General features: G+C 60.8%; 24 protein-coding genes. 19 read left to right on the forward strand and 5 right to left on the reverse strand.

Translation table 11 applies throughout. The annotated features are described in order from the left end of the window. The first annotated feature begins 79 nt into the window (after window positions 1-79). From AB1E34_RS22495 to AB1E34_RS22510, 4 genes are all read left to right on the forward strand, one after another. Window positions 80-460, forward strand: coding sequence for a response regulator transcription factor (locus AB1E34_RS22495; RefSeq protein WP_372574548.1), 381 nt, complete (start codon window positions 80-82; stop codon window positions 458-460). Then, on the forward strand, window positions 457-762 hold the full coding sequence (locus AB1E34_RS22500; protein WP_372574549.1) for a hypothetical protein: 306 nt from the start codon (window positions 457-459) through the stop codon (window positions 760-762). Before AB1E34_RS22495 ends, AB1E34_RS22500 begins: the two co-directional genes overlap by 4 nt. Beyond that, a complete protein-coding gene (locus AB1E34_RS22505) occupies window positions 762-3437 on the forward strand; it encodes an ATP-binding protein (protein ID WP_372574550.1) in 2676 nt (891 codons plus the stop codon). Before AB1E34_RS22500 ends, AB1E34_RS22505 begins: the two co-directional genes overlap by 1 nt. A 74-nt stretch (window positions 3438-3511) precedes the next feature. Continuing rightward, window positions 3512-4579 (forward strand): flagellar motor switch protein FliM, encoded by a 1068-nt coding sequence (locus AB1E34_RS22510; RefSeq protein WP_372574551.1) that lies wholly within the window; start codon window positions 3512-3514, stop codon window positions 4577-4579. Between the two features lie 23 nt (window positions 4580-4602). Here the strand turns inward: AB1E34_RS22510 and AB1E34_RS22515 are convergent, their stop codons facing one another. Further along, the gene (locus AB1E34_RS22515) at window positions 4603-5043 is read right to left on the reverse strand and encodes a protein tyrosine phosphatase family protein (RefSeq protein WP_372574552.1); all 441 of its coding nucleotides are present in this window, start codon (window positions 5041-5043) and stop codon (window positions 4603-4605) included. A 343-nt stretch (window positions 5044-5386) separates the two neighbouring features. Between AB1E34_RS22515 and AB1E34_RS22520 the strand changes: the two genes are divergently transcribed. Continuing rightward, entirely contained in the window at window positions 5387-5602 is a 216-nt protein-coding gene (locus AB1E34_RS22520) for a hypothetical protein (RefSeq protein WP_372574553.1), read from the forward strand. Between the two features lie 23 nt (window positions 5603-5625). Here the strand turns inward: AB1E34_RS22520 and AB1E34_RS22525 are convergent, their stop codons facing one another. Next, window positions 5626-5844 carry a hypothetical protein gene (locus tag AB1E34_RS22525; RefSeq protein WP_372574554.1) on the reverse strand — a complete coding sequence of 73 codons (219 nt, stop codon included), beginning with the start codon at window positions 5842-5844 and terminating at the stop codon, window positions 5626-5628. Window positions 5845-6000: 156 nt separating this feature from the next. Here AB1E34_RS22525 and AB1E34_RS22530 point away from each other — a divergent pair, with 156 nt between their 5' ends. Both AB1E34_RS22530 and AB1E34_RS22535 read left to right on the forward strand, forming a co-directional pair. Then, window positions 6001-6261, forward strand: a complete 261-nt coding sequence (locus tag AB1E34_RS22530; protein WP_306202395.1) for a DUF2312 domain-containing protein — start codon at window positions 6001-6003, stop codon at window positions 6259-6261. Between the two features lie 711 nt (window positions 6262-6972). Next, window positions 6973-7317 carry a hypothetical protein gene (locus tag AB1E34_RS22535; protein WP_372574555.1) on the forward strand — a complete coding sequence of 115 codons (345 nt, stop codon included), beginning with the start codon at window positions 6973-6975 and terminating at the stop codon, window positions 7315-7317. Window positions 7318-7389: 72 nt separating this feature from the next. Here AB1E34_RS22535 and AB1E34_RS22540 read toward each other — a convergent pair whose 3' ends face one another. Then, a complete protein-coding gene (locus tag AB1E34_RS22540) occupies window positions 7390-8583 on the reverse strand; it encodes an adenylate/guanylate cyclase domain-containing protein (protein WP_372574556.1) in 1194 nt (397 codons plus the stop codon). Between the two features lie 385 nt (window positions 8584-8968). On the opposite strand from AB1E34_RS22540, the gene AB1E34_RS22545 reads away from it, so the two are divergent. Genes AB1E34_RS22545 through modC form a run of 4 tightly spaced genes read left to right on the forward strand, consistent with a single transcriptional unit; the run spans window position 8969 to window position 12402 of the window. Then, a complete protein-coding gene (locus AB1E34_RS22545) occupies window positions 8969-9838 on the forward strand; it encodes a hypothetical protein (protein ID WP_372574557.1) in 870 nt (289 codons plus the stop codon). 16 nt (window positions 9839-9854) lie between these two features. Beyond that, window positions 9855-10622 (forward strand): molybdate ABC transporter substrate-binding protein, encoded by a 768-nt coding sequence (gene modA, locus AB1E34_RS22550; protein WP_372574558.1) that lies wholly within the window; start codon window positions 9855-9857, stop codon window positions 10620-10622. Further along, entirely contained in the window at window positions 10619-11317 is a 699-nt protein-coding gene (gene modB / locus AB1E34_RS22555) for a molybdate ABC transporter permease subunit (RefSeq protein ID WP_372574559.1), read from the forward strand. Before modA ends, modB begins: the two co-directional genes overlap by 4 nt. Continuing rightward, complete coding sequence (gene modC / locus AB1E34_RS22560; protein WP_372574560.1) at window positions 11314-12402, forward strand: molybdenum ABC transporter ATP-binding protein; 1089 nt, start codon at window positions 11314-11316, stop codon at window positions 12400-12402. Before modB ends, modC begins: the two co-directional genes overlap by 4 nt. A 30-nt stretch (window positions 12403-12432) precedes the next feature. On the opposite strand, the gene AB1E34_RS22565 is transcribed toward modC, so the two are convergent. Continuing rightward, window positions 12433-13035 (reverse strand): helix-turn-helix domain-containing protein, encoded by a 603-nt coding sequence (locus AB1E34_RS22565; protein ID WP_372574561.1) that lies wholly within the window; start codon window positions 13033-13035, stop codon window positions 12433-12435. A 153-nt stretch (window positions 13036-13188) separates the two neighbouring features. On the opposite strand from AB1E34_RS22565, the gene glyA reads away from it, so the two are divergent. From glyA to gcvP, 8 genes are all read left to right on the forward strand, one after another. After that, window positions 13189-14442 carry a serine hydroxymethyltransferase gene (glyA, locus tag AB1E34_RS22570; RefSeq protein ID WP_372574562.1) on the forward strand — a complete coding sequence of 418 codons (1254 nt, stop codon included), beginning with the start codon at window positions 13189-13191 and terminating at the stop codon, window positions 14440-14442. Window positions 14443-14452: 10 nt separating this feature from the next. Beyond that, entirely contained in the window at window positions 14453-15835 is a 1383-nt protein-coding gene (gene lpdA, locus AB1E34_RS22575; RefSeq protein WP_372574563.1) for a dihydrolipoyl dehydrogenase, read from the forward strand. A 14-nt stretch (window positions 15836-15849) separates the two neighbouring features. Then, complete coding sequence (gene lipA, locus AB1E34_RS22580) at window positions 15850-16794, forward strand: lipoyl synthase (protein WP_372574564.1); 945 nt, start codon at window positions 15850-15852, stop codon at window positions 16792-16794. Between the two features lie 25 nt (window positions 16795-16819). Then, on the forward strand, window positions 16820-18193 hold the full coding sequence (locus tag AB1E34_RS22585; RefSeq protein WP_372574565.1) for an alanine/glycine:cation symporter family protein: 1374 nt from the start codon (window positions 16820-16822) through the stop codon (window positions 18191-18193). A gap of 80 nt (window positions 18194-18273) precedes the next feature. Next, the gene (locus AB1E34_RS22590) at window positions 18274-18687 is read left to right on the forward strand and encodes a universal stress protein (RefSeq protein ID WP_372574566.1); all 414 of its coding nucleotides are present in this window, start codon (window positions 18274-18276) and stop codon (window positions 18685-18687) included. Window positions 18688-18716: 29 nt separating this feature from the next. Then, window positions 18717-19814: a glycine cleavage system aminomethyltransferase GcvT gene (gcvT, locus tag AB1E34_RS22595; RefSeq protein WP_372574567.1), complete on the forward strand. Its 1098-nt coding sequence runs from the start codon at window positions 18717-18719 to the stop codon at window positions 19812-19814. Between the two features lie 17 nt (window positions 19815-19831). Next, window positions 19832-20197, forward strand: coding sequence for a glycine cleavage system protein GcvH (gcvH, locus tag AB1E34_RS22600; protein ID WP_372574568.1), 366 nt, complete (start codon window positions 19832-19834; stop codon window positions 20195-20197). 140 nt (window positions 20198-20337) lie between these two features. Continuing rightward, entirely contained in the window at window positions 20338-23193 is a 2856-nt protein-coding gene (gene gcvP / locus AB1E34_RS22605; protein ID WP_372574569.1) for an aminomethyl-transferring glycine dehydrogenase, read from the forward strand. Window positions 23194-23250: 57 nt separating this feature from the next. On the opposite strand, the gene AB1E34_RS22610 is transcribed toward gcvP, so the two are convergent. Beyond that, the gene (locus tag AB1E34_RS22610; RefSeq protein ID WP_372574570.1) at window positions 23251-23544 is read right to left on the reverse strand and encodes a DUF1330 domain-containing protein; all 294 of its coding nucleotides are present in this window, start codon (window positions 23542-23544) and stop codon (window positions 23251-23253) included. Between the last annotated feature and the right edge of the window lie 161 nt (window positions 23545-23705).

Genomic DNA, 23705 nt, shown 5'->3' on the forward strand with positions numbered 1-23705 from the left:
GTGACAGCAAGTCTAATCTGAACCACGCATAACAGACGGGCACAGGCCCGATTGCCTTTTTTGGGGAGGAAGGGCCGGAATGAACCGACGTGTTCTTCTGATTGAAGATGAACCGAATATCACCGAAGCAATCCGCTTCCTGCTCAGCCGCGAAGGCTGGCAGGTCGATACCCATGCCGATGGCTCTGACGCGGTGGATGTGATCACCTCGGCCGCGCCCGATCTGCTGATCCTGGATGTCATGCTGCCGGGCAAGAGCGGCATGGACATCCTCAAGGAGGTACGCGCGCTGGATGGAATGCAGGACCTGCCGGTTCTGATGCTGACCGCGCGCGGCCAGGCCCGTGATCGCGACATGGCCGAGAAGGCTGGCGTCAGCCGCTTCATGACCAAACCGTTTTCCAACGCCGAGGTTCTGACAGCGGTACGCGATCTGCATGCACAGGCCAGCCGACCATGAGCGTCGGGCCGGAGAATGAGACCGGCCCGGTCCAGGCACCTCCGGTGTTTCTGGAAAAACAGAGCTATCGCCGCCGCCGCCTGAGCGATGCCGCGCGCCTGCTGCCGATCTTCGGCGCGCTGCTCTTTACGGTCCCATTGCTCTGGCCTGATGGATCGGGAGAGGGCGGGCAGGTGTCGATGTCAGCAGCCATCACCTATATCTTCGGGGTCTGGGCGCTGCTGATCGTGATCGGAGGGCTCTTTGGCGTGGCCGCGCGGAGATGGAGCGGGTCTGACCCCGGCAGTTCGGAGCGCGGCTGATGGCGTCCCTGAACGTGCTCATTCTGGTCTGTCTGGGCTACGTGGTGTTCCTGTTCGGTGTGGCCTTTGCCTCGGACCGGCTGGCGGCGACCGGGCGCATCCGCTGGCTGCGCTCGCCGCTGATCTACACCTTGTCGCTCTCGATCTATTGCACCGCCTGGACGTTCTACGGAGCAGTTGGTTATGCCGCTCGTAGCGGACTGGAGTTCGTGACCATCTATCTGGGGCCAACGCTGGTGATGATCGGCTGGTGGTGGGGGTTGCGCAAACTGGTGCGGGTGGGGCGCAGCCAGCGGGTGACCTCGATCGCCGACCTGATCTCCTCGCGCTTTGGCAAGTCGAACGTGCTGGCGATCTGCGTGACAGTTTTGGCTGTGCTTGCGGTGACACCTTACATCGCGTTGCAATTGCAATCGATCACGCTGTCCTTCTCGATCTTTGCTGATGGTGACCCCGACGGGTTTTATCGCGAGGGCTCCAGCGCCTTTTGGGTGGCGGCGGGGCTTGCGGTGTTTGCGATCCTCTTCGGTACGCGCAACCTGGATGCCAATGAGCGCCACCACGGGGTTGTGACCGCCATCGCGATTGAGGCCGTTGTCAAACTGCTGGCGCTGTTAGCGGTCGGCGTTTTTGTCGTCTGGGGGATTGGCGGCGGGGTTGAGCCGATATTGCAGCGCATCGATCAATCCGAGATCGGGACATGGACCATCGACAAAGGGCGCTGGGCGACGATCACCTTCCTTGCAGCGGCGGCTTTTGTCTGCCTGCCGCGCATGTTTCAGGTCATGGTGGTTGAAAACGATGATGAACGCCACCTGCGCATGGCGGCCTGGGCCTTTCCGCTTTACCTGCTGCTGATGAGCCTCTTCGTTGTGCCCATCGCGGTGGTGGGGCTGGACCTGATGCCCGAGGGATCGAACCCCGATCTGTTCGTGCTGACCATCCCGCTGGCGCAGGGCGAGGGCGGGTTGGCCATGTTGGCGTTTCTGGGCGGGTTTTCCTCAGCCACCTCGATGGTGATCGTGGCGGCGATGGCGCTGTCGACCATGGTGTCGAACCATATCGTGATGCCGATCTGGCTCTATTCGCAGGGTGGCGGGGCCTCGGTTTCGGGGGATGTGCGCAATATTGTCCTGTTCTCGCGCCGGATATCAATCGCGGTGATCATGGCGCTGGGCTATTTCTATTTTGTTTTCACCGGCGGCGGCGCGCTGGCCTCGATCGGGCTGATTGCGTTTGCGGGGATCGCGCAGATCCTGCCTGCGCTGGTCGGCGGCCTGTTCTGGCGCGGTGCGACACGGACCGGCGCTCTGGTCGGCCTCACCATCGGATTCGTGCTGTGGCTCTATACGTTGCTTTTGCCCGGTATCGGCAGCGGGTTGCTGTCCGAGAGCGTCATGACAAATGGTCTTTTCGGCTGGCACTGGCTGCGGCCTGATGCGCTTTTTGGCGTGACCGGGTTGGACCCGACCGTGCATTCGGTGATGTGGTCACTGTCGCTCAATACCGTGGCCTTCTGCTTCGTGTCGCTGTTGAGCTTTCCCAGCCCGCTCGAACGGCTTCAGGGCGCGCAATTTGTCAACGTGTTCGACCATTCCGCCGGTCCGCGCGGCTGGACCGGGTCGGTGGCGCAGAGCGAAGACCTGATGATCATGTCCCAGCGCATTCTGGGCGCGCGCGAAGCGCAGGAGTTCTTTCATGCCGAAGCCTTGCAGCAGGGCGGGCGCGGTGTCTTGCCCGACCCGACACCGGCCTTTCTGGAACGGCTGGAACGCGAGCTTGGCGGCTCGGTCGGGGCGGCTGCCGCCCATGCGATGATCGGGCAGATTGTCGGCGGGTCGTCGGTTTCTGTGCAGGACCTGCTGGCGGTGGCAGACGAATCGGCGCAGCTGATGGAGTATTCCAGCCAGTTGGAGGCGAAATCCTCGGAACTCAGCCGCACCGCGCACAAACTGCGCGAAGCCAACGAGAAGCTAACCCAGATATCACTGCAAAAAGACGCCTTCCTCAGCCAGGTCAGCCACGAGTTGCGCACGCCCATGACTTCGATCCGCGCCTTTTCCGAGATATTGCGCGACACTGACGGGCTTCTGCCCGAGGACAAGACCCGCTATGCCACGATCATCCATGACGAGGCGTTGCGCCTGACGCGGCTGCTGGACGATCTGCTGGATCTGAGCGTGCTGGAAAGTGGTCAGGTCAGCCTGAACCTGCGCGATGGGCGGCTGGATGCGGTGCTGGACCGGGCGCTTGATTCGGCGTTGGCGGGCTCAACGCGCAAGCTGCTGGTGAAGCGCCAGAAATCCACCGAGCGCATTGCGCTGCGCTCCGATCTGGATCGGCTGGGGCAGGTCTTCATCAACCTGATCTCGAACGCGCAGAAATATTGCGACGCGCGCGATCCGGTGCTGACGATCTCGGTGCACGACGTGGGCGGTCAGGTGGTTGTCGATTTCATCGACAATGGCAGCGGCATCCCGACACAAGCGCAATCGATGGTGTTCGAGAAATTTGCCCGCGTAAGTTCCGAAAAAGCTGGCGGGGCGGGGCTGGGTCTGGCGATCTGTCGCGAGATCATGCAGCGGCTTGGTGGCAATGTGACCTATCTGACCGGGCAAAGCGGCGCGGCGTTTCGGGTGAGCCTGTCGACAAATCAGGAAATGGCCGCCGAATAGGGCGGGCGTAAGGGTTTGGTAAGGCGTTCTGCCTAAACCGGTGTCATGGCGCAGTCGTACAGGCAAACGATCCCGTGAATTCAGAGGCCCGCAACGTGGATACCGCGATGGCGCGCAAGATCGCGTTGTCGGGTAAGGGTGCGGTGCAATCCGCCCGCCCGCTGCTGCGGGCCCTGCGGCGGGGGCTGGCACAGGCTTCGGCACATGTCGCGGGTCCGGCGATGGCGGTGATCGGCGCGACCGAGAACAGTTTTCCCCGCGATCTGCTATCCGCCCATCTGGAAGAACAGCGCCTGATGCTGGTTCTGGGGGAACCCGGCGGGCTGACAGCGGCGATCTGTATCGACCGCCGGGCAACTGCCGCAATGATCCGCTATCAGACCATGGGTGAGGTTGGGTCGCAGCCCCCCGATGACCGACCCTTCACCGATACCGACGCCGCGCTTCTTGCGCCGCTGGCTGAGCAGGTCTTGGCAGAAGCGGGCGCGCTGCTGGGAGAGGCCGAGGATTGGTTGTGTCTGCAGAAATACAGGTTTGAAAGCCGACAGGAAAAGCTGTCGGATCTGGCGCTGGTCTTGGGGCAGGAACATTATCGGCTTTGTGAGCTGGTCGTCGATATCGGACATGGGGCGTGTCAGGGCCAGATCACGGTGGCGTTGACGGATCACGTCGAAGAACAGGAAGCCCAACCAAGCAAGGCCGCATCGCAGCCTGCGGGGCTGGAGTCTAATTTCGGGCTGATGCGGACGGAGTTGCGGGTGGTGCTGACCCGGTTGCACGTGCCGCTCTCTGCTTTGTCGGGGTTGAAGCCGGGCGATGCGTTGCCACTGAAGTGCTGCCCGTTGGATGAGGCGGAGTTGCTGACAATTGACGGGCGGGTCGTTGCGCGGGCGCGCCTGGGTCAGTGCCGGGGCATGCGTGCCCTACGGCTGAACGAGACGCCGCCCGAACCCTATAGCGAGCCCACGGATGTCGAGGTTTTCGACGACTTATCGCAGCCCGCACAGGGCGACCCTGCGCCAACAGCCATCGCGCCACCATCGACAGAACCGGTTTTGTCTGAAGCAATCGAGCCCACGGTGCAGGAGGGGTTACGCCCCGGCACTGACATCGCCCCGATGCCTCAGTCACCGCAAGGATGAGGGCGCCACGCCTGACCTTGAGCTTAGCTGGTCTCGGAGGCTGCCCGGCTCAGCGCCTCAAGCGTCGGTCGCAGCCCGTCAAGCTGATAGCCCGCACTTTGAGTCTGCGACAGAATCTCGTCGGGGCTTCGCGACGGGCACTGCCCCAGTGCCCAGACCACCGAACAGCGCGTGCCCGAGGCGCAATAGGCCAGAACCGGGCCGGTGCTTGTCTCGGCCAGCGCCATTTGATGCGCGACATTCTCTGGCGTCATGGTCTGATGGGTCAGTTCCAGAACCTCGAATTCCAGACCGGCGGCGCGTACGGCTTTGGCAATGGCGTCGGCCTGGTGGGTGGGCGGAACCTCGGTGTCGGGGCGGTTGCAGATGACGCGGGTAAAGCCCGCCTCGGCGATGGCTGGCACGTCCTCGACCGAAATCTGTGGCGAGACGGCGTAGCGCGGCGTAATAGGTCGAATATCCATGGCCTGTTCCTATGCCGCAGCGACCCGTCTGTCCAGCCGATGGACACTGTGACCCCACGCCGCGAGGCGCCCGGCGATGCTGTCGCGCCTGATCTATGCCGCCTGAAATTGCCCCAGATTTATGTTTTTTAAACACCAGGAAAATGCAGCGATTCACCTTTTTTGATCACAATCAAGGTGCGCTCCGACCAAAAATGCCAGAATACGAGGCGTGACCCCAAAAAGCTGCCGATTTCTTTGGCCATAGGGTGTGTTTTGCATAAAATCCGGCCAAAAAGCCTTCGGTTTTTCTTCACGTTGTTACAATTCTGGGTAGAATGTCGATCATAAGGGAGGACCAAGAATGACTGCTCAAGACCTGATGTTGGAAGCGGAACGTCTCGAAAAGAAAATCGCCGGGGAATCCTTTGATGGCCGTCTGCGCCTGCAACCCGCGCTGCATGCGGTAATCCGTCGCCTCGGCGAAGAGGGGGCAAGTGTGCCCAAACGTCTGCGCCGCCTCGACGCACATCTGTGCGATGAATTGATCGAATCCCGCTTCGACAATATGCCCATCTGACCGGATCGGCCCCAGCTAGGCAATCAGCCCAGCGAGATGCCCACGATAACGGCCATCAGACCCAAGACAGACAGAAACAGCGCGCCAAGGTTCCAAGGCAACACAGCCTGAACTGTGGCGCGCAATTCTTCGTCGCTCAGCCCGGACCGGCGGGCCTTGTGTACACGCAGGATGCACCAGACGAGACCGGCCAACCCGGCCAGCGAAAGGGTTGTTCCAGCCCAAACGATGATATCGAACATGGATGCCTCGCGCCTTTCGTTTCTGGCCGCAGGGGTTAGCGGATCGTCGCGTTGGGTGCAACCGCCCGCGCAGGGTCCAAAGGGTGCTTGCGGCAGGTGCGGTGGCGCGCTATCCCGCCCCTCGCACCTCAATTGCATCCCGATGGAGAGATACTGATGGACGAGTCCCAGGCTGAAGCCAACTACCGCGTAACCGCAGGCGAACTGCGCCAGTTCATCGAACGGTTCGAGCGGCTGGAAGCCGAGAAAAAGGACATCGCAGAGCAGCAGAAAGAGGTCATGGCCGAAGCCAAGGCGCGGGGTTACGACACCAAGGTGATGCGCAAGGTGATCGCGCTGCGCAAGCGCGACAAGGATGACATCGCCGAAGAAGAGGCGGTGTTGGAGATGTACAAGGAAGCGCTGGGCATGACCTAAAACCCAATCATGGACGAGGTGCCATCGAAATGGCGCGACAGTCTGCTGAATGGTGGAGCGCAGTAACGCGCGCCAAGAATTGAAACAAAGTGCGGCCAGCCTGGGCGGAGGTTTCAAGTATCGCAGCCTTGGCTGGCCGCGCGGGCGTTTTGTATGGGACCCTTGAGGGGGTGCACATATGTTGGCCGCAATCGACCTCGGCTGCATCCCTGCGACTCGCCCAGCATGGCCCGGATACTTCTGCAATTTAGCTAAAGTAGCAGTCGAAGGCGCTCAAGATTTGCGCAATCCAGAACTATGCGCCGTCGTCAGTGCCCTGAATCATGAGTTGTACCAACATTAGGGTAGAAACAGTTTAAATCACTCGCCACTCTTCCAACAAGGCCGCGCGCTTTTTGGTTATTCTTGCTGCCCCTCCCCGGTGGGCCTTTTTTTGATTTCCGTGCGGCCTTACGACGTCAAAAGCTGCGCCGCTCTCCAAACTCTCGTCGCATTTGCTTGCCAACTGTGGCGCATGCAGTTTCCAACTGACCAACTCAATCTAGTTCAAACTGATATCGCGTGGGGCGCCGCAATGGGTAGCGGTCACCAAACGCCTTAGGGCAAAGGTTAACGAAAGTTACTCCAACGGACATCGCCACAACAACTCTCGTGTTCATTTCGAAGGGTATCTACAGCCGGCTGCACCAAGTGGTCGCGCAGAGCAGGAGAATGAGCGAAATGTTGAAAGGCCTCGAACAGATTGACCGATTGGAAGACCTCTATGCACGCGCATGGAATGATGCCGAATTTGCTGAGCGTCTAAAGTCCGATCCCGATACAGCGCTTTCGGAATACATCCAAGATGTCCCTAAAGAAGTCAGCCTTCGTGTAGTTCAGGACACTGCTGATACAAGGTATGTCTGCATTCCCAGCCCGCCGACCGAATTCGAGGTTTCAGAAAGTGACTTGTTTGACGTGCAGGGCGGAACCAGCCCAATCTGTTTTGGGGCTGCAGTTTCGGTATTTATGACCGTGGTTATCTCGGTCGGAGCAACGACCGAAAACCGCTCCTAAACGTCACGTGCCTGTCGTGGCAGAGGAAAGCGAATAGATGACCACCACATTCGATCTCTTGTGGCTAACGGCTTACCCAAAGCCCAGATCGCGCGCGACCTCCCGCTCGACGAGAGAAAACAGCTCGATTGTACGCGCGAGGCCACGTACTTCATGAAATCCGCAAGGAGAGAACAGATCAGGCGCGGCACCTGCGACGGCTGATGTCGCCAACACTCTTCGGCCAATCGATTTGGTCAATCCCTCAATCCGGCTTGCGACGTTCACAGCACCACCCAGAACTGTGAAATCAAGTCGCCCGGGGCTGCCGATGTTACCATAACTGACTTTCCCAACGTTAATCCCGATTCCAAGGTCCAACGGCGGTTTTTGAGCCTCACCGCGGCTATGATTGAGGGCGGCTAAACCGGTTAATACACTCTGTGCGGCCTGAGCAGCCTCGCGACATCGCTCGGCGCGATCCGCCTGAGTTGCGATGGCGAAGATCGACAGAATGCCGTCGCCCATGAATTTGAGGATATCGCCGCCATTCTCTTCCACAGCCTGAACAACCAGATCGAAGTATCCGCTCAGCGCGTCAAAAACGTCTTCTTCTGGTGCGCTCTCTGAAAGAGCTGTGAAACCTCGCAGATCAGAAATCATAACGACCGCGTCAAGGGTCGTGCGCTCCCCGCGCTTGATCCGTCCGTTCCAAACAGCATCGCAGGCACCATCGCCAAGATATGTTCGCAAGAGGCCTTTGGACGACTTGCGCATCGTGACAGGTTCCAGCGCGGAAGAAAGCGCAGGCAGTGCATTCTCGATCAATTCCAGATGTCGCGCCGAGAACCCTGCTGCTGCCTGCGTGACAAATGTGCAGCCGTGTAGCGATCCATCACCATAGTAAAGCAGAGTAGCATAATAATCGGTGCCACCCAGCTCAGCGAATTCAAGATACGATGAATGCTCTGTCTTTTGATCCAGTTGCCGGAGGCTTTTGTGAAGTGGCTTTCTGTGTTCCAGAATATATTCAAATGAGCTGCCAACATACCCGTCCGTCAACATCGTTTCATGTGTTACGTCGTAGCTATCGGTCCCATCAGGTGTCCAAACGACCCCCCATGCAATGAGTAAGGGATTGGCGAAACGCTGACCGATATTGACCCGCCAGAGTGGGACACCGGCCTCGATCAAAGACGAGCAGAAATGTGACACCACTTTCACGGGATCGCCTGAGCGACGCCCTTCGGTAATCATCCATTTGGTTAGCCGGGCTGCGGAGTCCATTACCTCAAACTAGTCGCTTGGACATGATGAGCAAAGGACCTTGGGTTTTTTGTTGGACCGTATTAGGCAAATCTGTTTTTGAGCTCGTTCGCGTCGGTGTATTAGGGCTATGTTATGAACTACGTGCTCCGGTTAATCGCCAATTTCACGCTGACTAAGGAATGCTGTGATGAGCTGGGATCGGCCGAGTTACCAGACGACATTTGCAGACCGGTCACGATTGAGGGGATAGGGGCCGTGGGCTTCGGTTAACCAGATCGCAAGCGGTCTGCAACATGCTCCATAAGGCCCGGAACCAGGCACTGGTGATTTGACGCCTTGGGCACCAAGTTGTAACTCGAAAACAAGCGCAAGGCAGCGAGGGGTATGGTTCGTCGGAATGCAAATGATCTTTCAAACCGGGGCGCATTCGACCGAACATGAACGCTTGTTGAAATGCCTGCAAGGCAACAGTGATGACTTCGCACAGCAGGGTGTTGTGGTTCCGCCGCCGCGACGATACCGCCCGCAGCTTAAAACCGCACTTGAGATGATGGAAAACTCCGAACCTGCCCCTGATATCCGCAGCAAACTGGTCGAGACGCTGCTGAGCGGTTCTGAAAAGGACCGTGTGCTGCTGTCGAACACGCATTTCTTCGGAACGCAGCGTGAGGCCTTTGGCGACAATTGTTTCTACCCTCTGGCCCCGCAACGCGCCGCCTATCTGCGGCGGATGTTCGCGGAAGACCAGATGGAGATCTTCATGGCGATCCGGAACCCGGCCAGTTTTCTGCCCGCTGCTCTGGTGAATTCGAGCAAGTCCCGCATCTCGGGACTGATGAAGAAGCTGGATCTGGCGGATCTACGCTGGTCGGAGCTGTTTGAGCGTTTACATGCGGCTGTTCCCGATGTGACGATCACCGTCTGGTGCAATGAGGATTCACCGCTGATTTGGTCGCAAATCCTGCGCGAGATGGCGGGGCTGGCCGCGGATGCCGAAGTGACGGGCGAGTTGGCGCTGTTGACCGACATCCTGTCACCCGAGGGGATGTCCCGCCTGAGCGAATACCTGGCGCAGCACCCCAACATGTCCGAATTGCATCGCCGCCGGGTGATTGCCGCCTTCATGGACAAATACGCGCTGGAGGAGGCCGTAGAAGAGGAGATCGACCTGCCGGGGTTGACCGAGGATCTGGTAGAGGAAATGACAGAGATCTACGACGAGGATGTCTTTGCGATCCAGCACATTCCGGGCGTGCGGTTCATTGCGCCCTGAGGTCCGGTGCCGTTTCATGGGGCCAATCTGGCGCAGTCTGAGTGCGGTGCTGGTTCTGGCTGGTCTTTGGGGCGGTCCGGTGCGGGCCGCGGAAACCGTTCTTGTCTTTGCTGCAGCCAGCCTGAAAACCGCGCTGGACGAAGTGGCCATGCAATACGAAGCCGAAACCGGTCACGACGTGACCCTGTCTTATGCGGGCAGCTCGGCGTTGGCGCGGCAGATTGAGGCGGGCGCGCCAGTGGATGTCTTTCTGTCGGCCAATCCCGACTGGGTGGACAGGCTGATGGATCAGGGCCAGGTGCGACGCGGCGATGTTGTCCCGCTGCTGACCAACCGGCTGGCTCTGGTCGCGCCTACGCAAGACGCGCGCGTCACCGGGATCGATGCGCTGCCCGAAGCACTGGCGGGTGGGCGACTGGCGATGGCGCTGGTTGAAGCCGTGCCCGCTGGGATCTATGGCAAGCAGGCGCTCAGTAGCCTGGGGCTTTGGTCCGCGCTGATGGATCATATCGCGCAGACCGACAATGTCAGTGCGGCGTTGCGGCTGGTGGCCCTGGGTGAGGCCCCGCTGGGGGTTGTGTATAAGACGGATGCGCTAGCCGAGCCTCGGGTGCGGCTGGTCGGCCTGTTTCCCGAGGACAGCCATGATCCGATCATCTATCCGGTGGTGCGGCTTGGCGCGGCTGCCCCCACGGAGCACGACTTTTTCCATTATCTGCAAGGCCCAGCGGCGGCGGAGGTCTTTTTCCGCAACGGCTTCGGCCTGGTGTCGCAGGCGCCATGAGTGATTGGCTGCGCGCAGAAGAGTGGATGGCGCTGACCCTGTCGCTCAAAGTGTCGTTCTGGGCGGTACTCATCAGCCTGCCTTTCGGCTTGCTCATCGCCTATGCGCTGGAGCGGAAAGAGTTTCGCGGGCGACAGGTGCTGAATGGTCTCGTGCATCTGCCGCTGATCCTGCCGCCTGTGGTCACCGGGTATTTGCTGCTTTTGACCTTCGGTCGCCGCGCCCCGCTGGGCCAGTGGCTGGAAGAGACGTTCGGGCTGGTGCTGGCCTTTCGCTGGACCGGCGCGGTGCTGGCGGCGGCGATCATGGCTTTCCCGCTGATGGTGCGGGCGATCCGACTGGGGCTTGAGGGTATCGACCCGAAACTTGAAGAGGCTGCCGCGACGCTGGGGGCCTCGCGATTCTGGGTGTTTGCCACGGTGACCCTGCCGCTCTTGCTGCCCGGGCTGATCACCGGCGCGATCCTGGCATTTGCCAAGGCGATGGGCGAGTTCGGGGCGACAATCACCTTTGTGTCGAACATTCCCGGACAGACCCAGACCCTGCCATCGGCCATCTACACCTTCCTGCAGGTACCTGGTGCCGAGGCCTCGGCCTTGCGGTTGGTGGTGATCTCGATCCTTGTCGCCATGGGCGCGCTGGTTGCCTCCGAAGTATTGGCCCGGCGGGCCGCAAAGCGGATATCGGGCCGTTGAGTCTGTCGGTCGACATACTCCATCCGCTGGGTGCGATGGAACTGGAGGTCTGTTTTGAGGCCCCGCGCGGAGTGACCGCGCTGTTCGGTGCCTCGGGCACCGGCAAGACCAGCGTCATCAACGCGGTTGCGGGTCTGCTGCGGCCCCGAACCGGGCGGATCATTCTGGATGGCGAGCCGATCTTTGACACCGCGATGAAGATCGATCTGCCAGTGCACAAGCGGCGTTTGGGCTGCGTGTTTCAGGACGGGCGGCTGTTTCCGCATCTGAACGTGCAGCAGAACCTGGTCTATGGTCAGAGATTTGCCGCTGCGGGCAGCGCGGGTCCGGACCTGCATGAAGTGGCCGGGATGCTGGGTATTTCGGAGTTGTTGTCCCGCAGGCCGGCTGCACTGTCAGGGGGCGAAAAACAGCGGGTCGCGATCGGGCGGGCGCTGCTTTCGCGGCCCAAGATGCTGGTGATGGACGAACCGCTCGCCGCGCTGGATGAGCCACGCAAGCAGGACATTCTGCCTTATCTCGAACGTCTGCGGGACGAGACCGACATTCCGATCCTCTATGTCAGCCATTCCGTGTCCGAGGTGGCGCGGCTCGCCACCACCGTGGTGATGATGGACAAGGGCAAGGTGACGCGGTTCGGGCCCGCCGAAGAGATCCTGTCGGACCCAGCCAATGTGCGGCAGTTGGGGCTGCGCGAGGCGGGGTCGGTGCTGCAAGGCGTGGTGGCCGCCCATCATGAGGACGGTCTGACAGAGGTAACCGTTTCAGGCGGTACGCTGCTGTTGCCGCATGTGAATGTTGATCCGGGTCACCAGATCAGAGTGCGGGTGCTGGCAAAGGATATCATCCTTGCCACCAAAGCGCCCAAGGGGCTTTCGGCGCTCAACATCCTGCCCGCGGATATCGTTTCGATACGTGACGGCAGCGGGCCGGGAACGATCGTTCAACTGAAAGCGGGCGAAGACCTGCTGCTTGCCCGTATCACCCGACGCTCTGCCGAGGCGCTGGCGCTGAAATCGGGCGACCGGGTCCATGCGGTGATCAAGGCCGTCTCGGTGGCGCGCACCGATGTTGGCGGTGGCTGATCCGTTAAGGGGCGGCTGGCCGATTGGGCCTCATTCAAGCGAGACCCAGAGCACCTTGGCGTCGTCTTCGCCCGAAGACACGCAGAAATGGCCCATCGAACTGTCATAATAGATCGAGTCACCTGCAGCCATGGGCAGCGGTTTGTAATGCTCGGTGTGAAACACCAGATCACCGCTGATCACATACATGAATTCTTCGCCATCATGGCGAATCCAGGTCTCGAATTCCGACACGTCCCGCGCTGTGATTGTGCTGATATAGGGCAGCATGCGCTTGCTGGTCAGTTCGGTGCACAGCAATTCGTGCCGGTAGGTGTCGGTCACCCGGGTCTCGCCCGTGCCGCTGGGTGTATGGTCGCGCCGACCGCTGACGCCGCTCTGTCCCGAGGGAAGGAAGAGATGTGGCGTTTTCAGATCAAGCGCCGTGGTGAGGCGGCGCACGATGTCGAAACTGGGTTTGGTCTGATCGTTTTCGATCTTTGACAGAGTCGAACGACCAATCCCCGCTGCGCGACTTGTTTCCTCCAGCGTCCAGCCCTTTTCGCGCCGAGCCTCTCGAATCATGCGCCCGAGTTCCCCGGTGGAGGGTGCCTCTTTCAGGTCGGTTTCAGGTGTTTGCGCTATCGGTTCCATCGGCCGTTTCCACTTGTTTTCTTGAGTTTACCGGTTTTTACGCAAGGCGCAATCGCGCCGGATAAGAGCATTGTTGACGTAAAGGAATAAATTCCACTATAGGAAACTTATTCCGCAAAGCGGCACTTTGAGATCCATAAGGAGACTCCGGATATGTTCACCACTGATCTGAGCGTGGCCGACCACGCAATTGCCAGCTGGATTGAAGAAGAAGGCACGCGTCAGGCCGACCAGATCGAACTGATCGCGTCTGAAAATATCGTCTCCAAGGCGGTTCTGGATGCGCAGGGCTCGGTCCTGACCAACAAATATGCCGAAGGCTATCCGGGTCGACGCTATTACGGCGGCTGCGAGGTGGTCGATAAGATCGAGGCCGAAGCGATCGCGCGCCTCAAGACGCTGTTCAACGCGGGTTTTGCCAATGTGCAGCCTCATTCCGGCGCTCAGGCCAATGGGGCGGTCAAGCTGGCATTGCTCAGCCCCGGTGACACGATCCTTGGCATGTCGCTGGACGCGGGTGGGCATCTGACCCATGGCGCAAAGCCCGCTCAATCCGGCAAGTGGTTCCGGCCCGTCCAATACGGGCTCACCGATGCCGGGCTGATCGATTACGATCAGGTGGCCGCGCTGGCCCGCGCGGAAAAGCCAAAGATGATCATCGCCGGTGCGTCGGCCTATTCGCGGGTCATCGACTTTGCGAAATTCCGTGAGATCGCCGATGAGGTTGGCGCATGGCTGCTGGTCGACATGGCGCATATCGCGGGTCTGGTTGCCACTGGCGCACATCCCTCGCCGATGGAGCATGCGCATGTCGTTACCTCGACAACCCACAAGACCCTGCGCGGGCCACGCGGCGGCATCATCCTGACCAATGACGAAGCGCTCGCAAAAAAGATCAACTCGGCGGTGTTTCCCGGTTTGCAAGGCGGGCCGCTCATGCATGTGATCGCCGCCAAGGCGGTGGCCTTTGGTGAGGCGCAGCGCCCCGAGTTCACCGATTACATCACCCGCGTGGTCGAAAGTGCCGACGCGCTTGCCAATGTCATGATCGCACGCGGCTGCGACATCGTCTCGGGCGGAACCGATAACCACCTGATGCTAGTCGATCTGCGCCCCAAGGGCGTCAAGGGCAACGCCGCCGAGGCCGCGCTGGAGCGGGCCGGGTTCACTTGCAACAAGAATGGCGTGCCGGGCGATCCGGAAAAGCCCACCGTCACCAGCGGCATTCGTTTGGGGACATCCGCCGGCTGCAGCCGTGGCTTTGGGCCGGAAGAGTTCAAGCAGATCGGTCACCTGATCAGCGACGTCCTGGACGGGCTGGCGCAGTCTCCCGACGGCGATGCCGCGCTTGAGGGTGAGATCCGCGAAAAAGTGCGGGCGATTTGCGCCGACTATCCGCTCTACTGAGGGGCCAGACATGAGCAAGTTCGATCTGATCGTCATCGGCGGCGGGCCCGGTGGCTACGTCGCCGCGATCCGCGCCGCGCAATTGGGGCTGAAAGTCGCCTGCGTCGAAGGGCGCGCGGCCCTTGGCGGCACCTGTCTGAATGTGGGCTGCATCCCGTCCAAGGCGCTGCTGACCTCGTCTGCAAAATATGCCGAACTTGCTCACCTCGCCGCGCATGGGATCGGCGTCGAAGGGGCCAGCCTCGACATCGGCGCAATGATGGGCCGCAAGGACAAGATAGTTGGTGATCTGACCAAAGGGATCGCGTTTCTGTTTAAGAAGAACGGGATTGCATTGATCGAAGGCTGGGCCCGCATTCCAGCTCCCGGGCAGGTGCAGGTCGGTGATGATCTCTTCGAGGCCGACAACATCCTGATCGCCACCGGCTCCGAGGCGACGCCGCTGCCAGGCATCGGTTTTGACGAGGTAGATATATTAAGCTCGACCGGTGCCTTGGCGTTGGAGGAGGTGCCCGCGCATCTGGTCGTGATCGGCGCAGGCGTGATCGGGCTGGAACTCGGGCAGGTCTGGGCGAGGTTGGGGTCCAAGGTCACTGTGGTCGAATATCTCGATCGCATCCTGCCCGGCATCGATGGCGAGATTGCCAAGTTGGCGCAGCGCGCCCTGTCCAAACGCGGTCTGAAATTCCAGTTGGGCCGCGCGCTGAAATCCGTCGACAAGACCGAGACCGGTCTGACCCTGACAATGGATCGCGTGGGAAAAGACACGGAAGAGACAATCGAGGCCGACAAGGTCCTGATCGCCGTGGGCCGCCGACCGGTCACGCGTGGTCTCGGGCTGCAGGAACTCGGCGTCGCGGTAGACGCACGCGGATTCATCGAGGTGGATAGCACGTTCCAAAGCTCCGCGCCCGGCATCTATGCCATTGGCGATTGTGTGCTTGGCCCGATGCTGGCGCACAAGGCCGAAGAAGACGGCGTGGCCTGTGTCGAGATGCTGGCAGGGCGGGCGGGCCATGTGGACTACAACACGGTTCCCGGCGTGGTTTACACCGATCCCGAAGTCGCCTCGGTCGGCGCGACGGAAGAGGCGCTGAAAGAAGCGGGCGCTGACTACACGGTTGGCAAGTTCGCCTTCATGGCCAACTCGCGCGCGCGTGCGACAGGGGATACCGACGGGGCGGTCAAGATTCTGGCGGGCCCCGATGGCACATTGCTGGGCGCGCATATCTGTGGCGCCCATGGTGGCGATCTGATTGCCGAACTGGTTCTGGCCATGACCAAGGGCGCGACTGTGTCTGAGGTTGCCGCCACCTGCCACGCACACCCCGCAATGGGTGAGGCGGTCAAGGAAGCCTGCCTTGATGCGCTGGGCCGCGCAATCCACGCCTGAAGGAGATCAGCCAGATGACCATCCAGCTCCGCCCGCGCCATCCGGAAAAGGCCAGGAAAGCCGACAGCGCCATCCCGCGTAAGCCACACTGGATTCGGCGTAAAAAGGTTGAAAGCGCCGAATACTACGAAACCCGCCGCCTGATGCGCGACCACAATCTGGCAACCGTCTGCGAGGAGGCCGCCTGCCCGAATATCGGCGAATGCTGGTCCAAGCGCCACGCCACCATGATGATCATGGGCGAGGTCTGCACTCGCGGCTGCTCCTTCTGCAATGTCGCCACCGGTCGCCCCGACGCGCTGGACGCGTTCGAGCCGGGTCGCGTGGCGGCGGCGGTGAAGAAGCTGGGCCTGCGCCATGTGGTCATCACTTCGGTGGATCGCGACGATCTGGCGGATGGCGGTGCGGAACATATCGCCCAGACCATCCGTGCGGTGCGTCACCAGAACCAAGGCACAACGGTCGAGGTGCTCACGCCCGACTTTCTGGGAAAGGGTGACGCCGCCGCTGCCGTGTTTAAGGCCGCGCCGGATGTGTTCAATCACAACCTTGAAACCGTCCCGCATCTTTACCCTACGGTGCGACCCGGCGCGCGCTATTACACGTCGCTACGCCTGCTGGACGATGCCAAGCGTGCCAATCCTGAAATCTTCACCAAATCCGGACTGATGGTTGGCCTTGGCGAGACCCTGAATGATGTGAAGCAAGTGATGGATGATCTGCGGGCCGCGCAGGTCGATTTTCTGACCGTCGGCCAGTACCTGCAGCCGACCGCAAAGCATCATCCGATCGACCGGTTCTGGTCCCCCGAAGAATTTGCCCAACTGGAACGCATCGCGCGCTCCAAGGGCTTCCTGCACGTGTCGGCAACGCCGCTGACCCGTTCGTCGTTCCACGCGGACGAAGACTTTGCCGCCCTCAAACAGGCGCGCCAGCGGGCGCTGGCCAACAGGGCATAACCCCAACGCATATGGGAGGGACTCCATGGAAGCGTTAAGTTCAATCGTAGGGGCCATCAATGGCGTCGTTTGGGGGCCGCTGATGCTGGTCCTCATTCTTGGCGTCGGCTTCTTCCTGCAGGTGGGGCTGAAATTCATGCCGATCCTGCGCATCGGCACCGGCTTCAGTCTGCTGTTCAAAGGCCGCGAAGGGCAGGGCGCAGGGCAGATCAGCCCGTTCAACGCGCTGATGACTTCGCTCTCGGCGACCATCGGGACCGGCAATATCGCCGGTGTGGCCACTGCTGTCTTCCTGGGCGGTCCGGGCGCATTGTTCTGGATGTGGATGACCGCCCTGGTGGGCATGGCCACCAAATATGCCGAAGCGGTCTGCGCGGTGAAATACCGCGAGCAGGATGAGCTGGGTAACTTTGTCGGCGGGCCGATGTATTACATTAAAAACGGTCTGGGCGCGAAATGGGCCTGGCTGGGCGTGGCCTTTGCTCTGTTCGGCGCGGTTGCAGCCTTCGGCATCGGGAATGGTGTTCAGGCAAATGGCGTGGCACAGGTTCTGGACTCGAATTTCGACATCAATACCTCGGTCACCGGTGTCGTGCTGATGGTTCTGACCGCTGGCGTTATTCTTGGCGGTATCACCCGTATCGGTGCGGTTGCCGGTAAATTGGTTCCGTTCATGGCGGTTGCCTATATCATTGCCGGTCTTCTGGTTCTGCTGATTAACATCGGCGCCATTGGCGACGCGCTGGGTCTGGTCTTCACTTATGCCTTCACCCCGTCCGCCGCCGAAGGTGGTTTCGCGGGTGCAGCGGTTTGGGCGGCCATCCGCTTTGGTGTGGCACGTGGCGTGTTCTCCAACGAAGCCGGCCTGGGATCTGCACCGATTGCACACGCAGCGGCCGAGACCAAAGGCCCTGTCAATCAGGGCCTGATCGCCATGCTGGGGACATTCATCGACACGATTATCGTCTGCACCATCACCGGCCTCGCGATCATCTCGTCAGGCGCGTGGACCAGCGGGGAATCGGGCGCGGCGCTGACCCGTCTGGCGTTTGAGACCACTCTGCCGGGTTTTGGCGGGCATCTGATTGCCATCGCTTTGTCGATCTTCGCCTTCACCACCATCCTCGGCTGGTCCTTCTACGGTGAGAAATGCGTTGAGTTCCTGCTGGGCGTCAAATCCCTGATCCCCTACCGGGTGCTGTGGATCGTTGCGATCTATTTCGGGGCCACCGCCGATCTGGGCTTCATCTGGCTGCTGGCGGATACGCTGAACGCGATGATGGCCATTCCGAACCTGATTGCTCTGGCATTGTTGAGCCCGATCGTCTTCAAATTGACGAAAGAGTTCTTTGCCAGCGGCGGCCAGTCGGAAGAGCCGGGCGGCGCGGCGGCCGAGTGAGCCACGCCACAAACACCAGAGGGGGCCGATACCGGCCTCCTCATCCGCAAAGCAACACTTTGTCCTGAGGAGAGGGGCCGATGGCCACGAAAATCCTGCTACCGATTGATCACACCGACGACCGCTCGTGGAAAAAGGCGCTGCCGCTGGCGCTGGAGCAGGCCGGGTTCTACGACGCAGACCTGCATGCGGTATCGGTTATTCCCGAGATCATCCAACTGCCCAACCTGCCACCCAATTACGGTGCAGGTGCCAAGAACCATGTGCGCAATGCAGTGCGGGTGATCCTGGAGGGCAACGGAGCTGCCGGAACGCCCGTACATATCGAGGAAGGCAGCGTTTACCGCGAGATCCTCAAACTTGCCCACAAGGACGGGTTTGACCTGATCGTCATGGCCTCGGCCAAAGGCGACTTCCCGAATTACGAAATTGGTCCGAACCTCGCTCGGGTGGTGCGTAATGCGCATTGCTCGGTCATTGTGGTCCGTGACTGACCCGAACACTCAACAGAAAGGCACCTGTCATGACTGATGCGCCCAAACGCACGCCGCTTTATGATCTACATGTGGAACTTGGCGGCAAGATGGTCGATTTCGCCGGTTGGGAGATGCCGGTTCAATATCCCATGGGTATCATGGGCGAACACAAGCAGTGCCGCGAAAAGGCTGCGCTGTTTGACGTCTCGCATATGGGGCAGGTGATCCTGCGCGGCGAGAATGTGGGCGAAAAGCTCGAAAGCTTGTGCCCGCAGGCCTATGCGACCCTGAAAGAGGGTAAGGCGCGCTATGGCATTTTCACCAATGAAGATGGCGGCATCATGGACGACCTGATCGTATCCAATGCCGGGGATCACTATTTTGTGGTGGTCAACGCCGCGCTGCGCCATCAGGATATCCCGCATATGAGGGACAATCTGGACGGCGTTGATGTGACCGAGATTTTCGACCGCGCGCTGGTGGCAGTGCAGGGACCGGCTGCTGAGAACGTAGTGGGGGAACTCTGCCCGGCAGCGCGGGATTTGAAGTTCATGGAAACCACTGTGGCTGACATCAACGGCACCTCGTGCCGCATCTCGCGGTTGGGCTACACGGGCGAGGATGGCTACGAGATTTCGATCCCCGAAGATAAGGCCGTCGAGGTCTCTCGCGCTTTTCTGGCGCATGAGGATTGCGAACCGGCCGGTCTGGGCGCGCGCGACAGTCTGCGGCTTGAGGCGGGGCTGTGCCTTTATGGCAATGATATCGACCAGTCGACCTCGCCGATCGAGGCCAGCCTGTCCTGGGCGATCCAGAAGCGCCGCAAGGAAGAGGGCGGGTTCCCCGGCGCTGCGCGCGTCCAAAAGGAGCTCGCGGAGGGTGCCGCCAAGAAACTGGTTGGCATCAAACCCGAAGGCCGCGCGCCAGCCCGTCAGGGCATCGAAATCCAATCTGCCGAGGGCAACACAATCGGCACCATCACATCGGGTGGGTTCGGTCCCACCGTCGGTGGCCCCGTTGCGATGGGATATGTCGCCGCCGGTCATGGCGCGCCGGGCGAAAAAGTGAACCTCATCATTCGGGGCAAGGCGCAACCAGCAGAAATTGTGTCGCTGCCCTTCGTCACCCAAAACTACAAGCGTTGAAGTCAGGAGAGAGAGACATGGCAACCTACTACTCGGAAGAGCATGAATGGGTCACCGTTGAGGGGGACACTGCCACGATCGGGATCACCCAGCATGCGGCGGACCAGTTGGGCGATATCGTCTTCGTGGAGCAGAAGGAAGCGGGTGATGACTTCGAGAAGGGTGACGAGATCGGTGTGATCGAGTCGGTCAAGGCCGCCTCCGAGATCTATGCGCCTGTTGATGGCGAGGTGATCGAGGCCAACGAGGTGCTGGCCGACAATCCCGGCGCGATGAACGAAAGCCCGGAAGGAGATGCCTGGATTTACAAGATCAAGCTCAGCGATGCCTCGCAGTTGGACGATCTGATGGATCTGGACGGCTACAAGGCCCTGATCGGCTGACCAAATGGCGGGCCCCGGACCATGGGGCTCCGCTCGTTCGGGCCTGAAACTGTTCCCGGACAGTTTCCGGGACGGCCCTCACTCCCCGCCGGAGGCGCGTGCAGCCTCCACCGGACCTGACATTCCATAGGAGCGCTGCAATGGCCTTCAAACTGACCGACTACGAAGCCTATGACTTCGCCAATCGCCGCCACATTGGCCCGTCGCCCACCGAGATGCGCGACATGCTCAAGGTGATCGGCTTCAAGACGCTGGACCAGCTGATCGATGCCACCGTTCCCCCCGCGATCCGCCAGAAAGAGGCGCTGGATTGGGGGCCTGCGATGACCGAACGCGATGCGCTTTTTCATATGAAAGAGGTGGCGAGCAAGAACAAGGTTCTGACTTCGCTGATCGGGCAAGGCTATTACGGCACCACCACCCCGGCGCCGATCCTGCGCAACATCCTGGAAAACCCGGCCTGGTACACCGCCTACACCCCCTATCAGCCCGAGATCAGCCAGGGCCGTCTTGAGGCGCTGTTGAACTTCCAAACCATGGTCAGCGACCTGACCGGTTTGGACGTCGCCAATGCGTCCCTGCTGGACGAGGCCACCGCCGCCGCCGAGGCGATGGCGATGGCCAAGCGCGGCGGTCGCTCCAAGGCCAACAACGCGGCCTTCTTCGTCGACAGGAACTGCCACCCGCAGACCATCGCGGTGATCAAGACCCGCGCTGAACCCCTGGGCATCGACGTGCAGGTCGCCGATCCGACCGAGCTGGAGGCGGGCGCGGTCTTTGGCGCGATCTTCCAGTATCCCGGCACCCACGGCCATGTGCGCGACTTCACCAACGAAATCGCCGCTCTGCATGAACATAAAGCTATCGCCATTGTCGCTGCTGACATCCTGTCGCTGGCGCTGTTGAAATCACCCGGCGAGATGGGCGCGGACATTGCCATCGGTTCGACCCAGCGCTTTGGCGTGCCGATGGGCTATGGCGGCCCGCACGCCGCCTATATGGCGACCACCGACAAGCTGAAGCGCGCGATGCCGGGCCGGATCATCGGCGTCAGCATCGACAGCCGGGGCAACAAGGCCTATCGCCTGGCGCTACAGACCCGCGAGCAACACATTCGTCGCGAGAAAGCCAACTCGAATGTCTGCACCGCGCAGGCGCTGCTGGCCGTCATTGCCTCGATGTATGCCGTGTATCACGGCCCCGACGGCATCAAGGCCATCGCCCAATCGGTGCACCGCAAGACCTCGCGCCTGGCCGCCGGTCTGGAAGAGGCGGGCTTTGCCGTGGAACCCGAAGTGTTCTTTGACACGATCACGGTTGAGGTCGGCCCCCTGCAGAAAACCGTCATGGAGGCCGCTGTTGCCCGGGGCGTCAATCTGCGCAAGGTGGGCGATACCAAGGTGGGCATCAGTCTGGACGAACAGACCCGGCCCGAGACCATCGAGGCCGTCTGGGGCGCCTTCGGCATTGATCGCAAGGATGACAGCTCGAACAAGCAATACCGCTTGCCGGATTATGCGCTGCGCGAAAGCGCCTATCTCACCCACCCGATCTTCCACAAGAACCGGGCCGAGGCCGAGATGACCCGTTATATGCGCCGACTGGCCGACCGCGACCTGGCGCTGGATCGGGCGATGATCCCGTTGGGGTCCTGCACCATGAAGCTGAACGCCACGATCGAGATGATCCCGGTCACCTGGCCCGAGTTCGGCAACCTGCATCCGTTCTGCCCCGAAGACCAGGCGCAGGGCTATCACGAGATGATCAGCGACCTGAACGACAAGCTGTGCCAGATCACCGGCTATGACGCGATCTCCCAGCAGCCCAATTCAGGCGCGCAGGGGGAATATGCGGGGTTGCTGACCATCCGCAACTACCATGCCGCCCGTGGCGAGCCGCACCGTAATGTCTGCCTGATCCCGACCTCGGCCCACGGGACCAACCCGGCTTCGGCACAGATGGTGGGCTATCAGGTGGTGCCGGTGCAGGCGGATGAGAAAGGCAATATCGATCTGGATGATTTCCGCGCCAAGGCGGAGAAGCACTCCGATCATCTGGCCGCCTGTATGATCACCTACCCGTCCACCCATGGCGTGTTCGAGACCACCGTGCAGGAGGTCTGCCAGATAACCCATGATCACGGCGGTCAGGTCTATATCGACGGCGCCAACATGAACGCCATGGTTGGCCTGTCGCGCCCGGGCGACATTGGCGGCGATGTCAGCCACCTGAACCTGCACAAAACCTTCTGCATCCCGCATGGCGGCGGCGGTCCCGGCATGGGTCCGATTGGCGTCAAGGCGCATCTGACGGAACATTTGCCTGGCCATCCGGAATACGGCAGCGCCGTGGGTCCGGTCTCGGCGGCACCGTTTGGCTCGCCCTCGATCCTTCCCGTGTCGTGGGCCTATGTGCTGCTGATGGGTGGCGCGGGTCTGACCCAGGCGACCAAAGTGGCGATTCTGAACGCAAACTATATCGCGGCGCGGCTCAAGGATGCCTATCCGATCCTCTACACCTCGGAAACGGGTCGGGTTGCGCATGAGTGTATCCTCGATACCCGTCCTCTGGATGACGAGGCGCATGTAACCGTCGATGACATCGCCAAGCGTCTGGTCGATAGCGGTTTCCATGCGCCGACCATGTCCTGGCCGGTGGCCGGAACCCTGATGGTCGAGCCGACGGAGTCGGAGCCTATGGCGGAACTGGACCGGTTCTGCGACGCGATGCTGTCGATCCGGGCCGAGGCGCAGCAGATCATCGATGGCAAGATCGACGCCGAGAATAACCCGCTCAAGAACGCGCCGCATACGGTGCGCGATCTGGTGGGTGACTGGGACCGGCCCTATACCCGCGAACAGGCCTGTTTTCCGGCTGGTTCGTTTGGGGTCGACAAGTACTGGTCTCCGGTCAACCGCGTCGACAACGCCTATGGCGACCGCAACCTGGTCTGCACTTGTCCACCGATGTCGGACTATGAAGACGACGCGGCCTGAACCCCGCTGTTTCCTGTCCCGCCAGCTTGATTGGCGGGACAGCCTTTGTCGGGGCGTTCAGAGCCCTTCGATCAGTGCGATATCAGCGTTGCATGCTCCTGCGCGTTTTTTTCTTGCGGTTTGGTATTCTGTTGAGTTGTAGCAGTTGCGGGCCTGCTGCATCGTGTCGAACTCGATGATCACTCGGCGCTGCCAGTTTGTGCCTTCCAGGGTTTCTGCGTCTCCGCGGGCGAGGAAGCGGGCGCCGTATTTGCGGAAGGCGTCGGGGGCGATGGATTGGTAGTTCTGATAGGCGTCGGGGTCGGTCACGGTGACATTGGCGATCCAGTAAGCCTTTGGCGTGTCAGTCATTTTCTGTTTTTTCCTCCGCTGCGAGCAGCCTGTCGGCGATGGCACTGGTGTCATCCAGATGTCGCTCGACAGCCCGGCGCGCGGCGTCTGGATTACCCGAGATGATGGCCTGGCAAATCTGTTCCATATGGGCGATGCCCGGGCGTTCGCGGTTGGTGGTG

This window comes from Ruegeria jejuensis, from assembly GCF_041537905.1.
Lineage (GTDB): Bacteria > Pseudomonadota > Alphaproteobacteria > Rhodobacterales > Rhodobacteraceae > Ruegeria_C.

Coding starts and splice junctions, on each gene's coding strand:
- AB1E34_RS22545 (WP_372574557.1), top strand. CDS start 8,969: ATGATCTTTCAAACCGGGGCGCATTCGACCGAACATGAACGCTTGTTG.
- modA (WP_372574558.1), top strand. CDS start 9,855: ATGGGGCCAATCTGGCGCAGTCTGAGTGCGGTGCTGGTTCTGGCTGGT.
- AB1E34_RS22505 (WP_372574550.1), top strand. CDS start 762: ATGGCGTCCCTGAACGTGCTCATTCTGGTCTGTCTGGGCTACGTGGTG.
- gcvH (WP_372574568.1), top strand. CDS start 19,832: ATGGCAACCTACTACTCGGAAGAGCATGAATGGGTCACCGTTGAGGGG.
- gcvP (WP_372574569.1), top strand. CDS start 20,338: ATGGCCTTCAAACTGACCGACTACGAAGCCTATGACTTCGCCAATCGC.
- AB1E34_RS22585 (WP_372574565.1), top strand. CDS start 16,820: ATGGAAGCGTTAAGTTCAATCGTAGGGGCCATCAATGGCGTCGTTTGG.
- AB1E34_RS22525 (WP_372574554.1), bottom strand. CDS start 5,844: ATGTTCGATATCATCGTTTGGGCTGGAACAACCCTTTCGCTGGCCGGG.
- AB1E34_RS22530 (WP_306202395.1), top strand. CDS start 6,001: ATGGACGAGTCCCAGGCTGAAGCCAACTACCGCGTAACCGCAGGCGAA.
- glyA (WP_372574562.1), top strand. CDS start 13,189: ATGTTCACCACTGATCTGAGCGTGGCCGACCACGCAATTGCCAGCTGG.
- lipA (WP_372574564.1), top strand. CDS start 15,850: ATGACCATCCAGCTCCGCCCGCGCCATCCGGAAAAGGCCAGGAAAGCC.
- AB1E34_RS22610 (WP_372574570.1), bottom strand. CDS start 23,544: ATGACTGACACGCCAAAGGCTTACTGGATCGCCAATGTCACCGTGACC.
- AB1E34_RS22535 (WP_372574555.1), top strand. CDS start 6,973: ATGAGCGAAATGTTGAAAGGCCTCGAACAGATTGACCGATTGGAAGAC.
- AB1E34_RS22495 (WP_372574548.1), top strand. CDS start 80: ATGAACCGACGTGTTCTTCTGATTGAAGATGAACCGAATATCACCGAA.
- lpdA (WP_372574563.1), top strand. CDS start 14,453: ATGAGCAAGTTCGATCTGATCGTCATCGGCGGCGGGCCCGGTGGCTAC.
- AB1E34_RS22540 (WP_372574556.1), bottom strand. CDS start 8,583: ATGGACTCCGCAGCCCGGCTAACCAAATGGATGATTACCGAAGGGCGT.
- AB1E34_RS22590 (WP_372574566.1), top strand. CDS start 18,274: ATGGCCACGAAAATCCTGCTACCGATTGATCACACCGACGACCGCTCG.
- AB1E34_RS22565 (WP_372574561.1), bottom strand. CDS start 13,035: ATGGAACCGATAGCGCAAACACCTGAAACCGACCTGAAAGAGGCACCC.
- gcvT (WP_372574567.1), top strand. CDS start 18,717: ATGACTGATGCGCCCAAACGCACGCCGCTTTATGATCTACATGTGGAA.
- AB1E34_RS22515 (WP_372574552.1), bottom strand. CDS start 5,043: ATGGATATTCGACCTATTACGCCGCGCTACGCCGTCTCGCCACAGATT.
- AB1E34_RS22500 (WP_372574549.1), top strand. CDS start 457: ATGAGCGTCGGGCCGGAGAATGAGACCGGCCCGGTCCAGGCACCTCCG.
- modB (WP_372574559.1), top strand. CDS start 10,619: ATGAGTGATTGGCTGCGCGCAGAAGAGTGGATGGCGCTGACCCTGTCG.
- AB1E34_RS22520 (WP_372574553.1), top strand. CDS start 5,387: ATGACTGCTCAAGACCTGATGTTGGAAGCGGAACGTCTCGAAAAGAAA.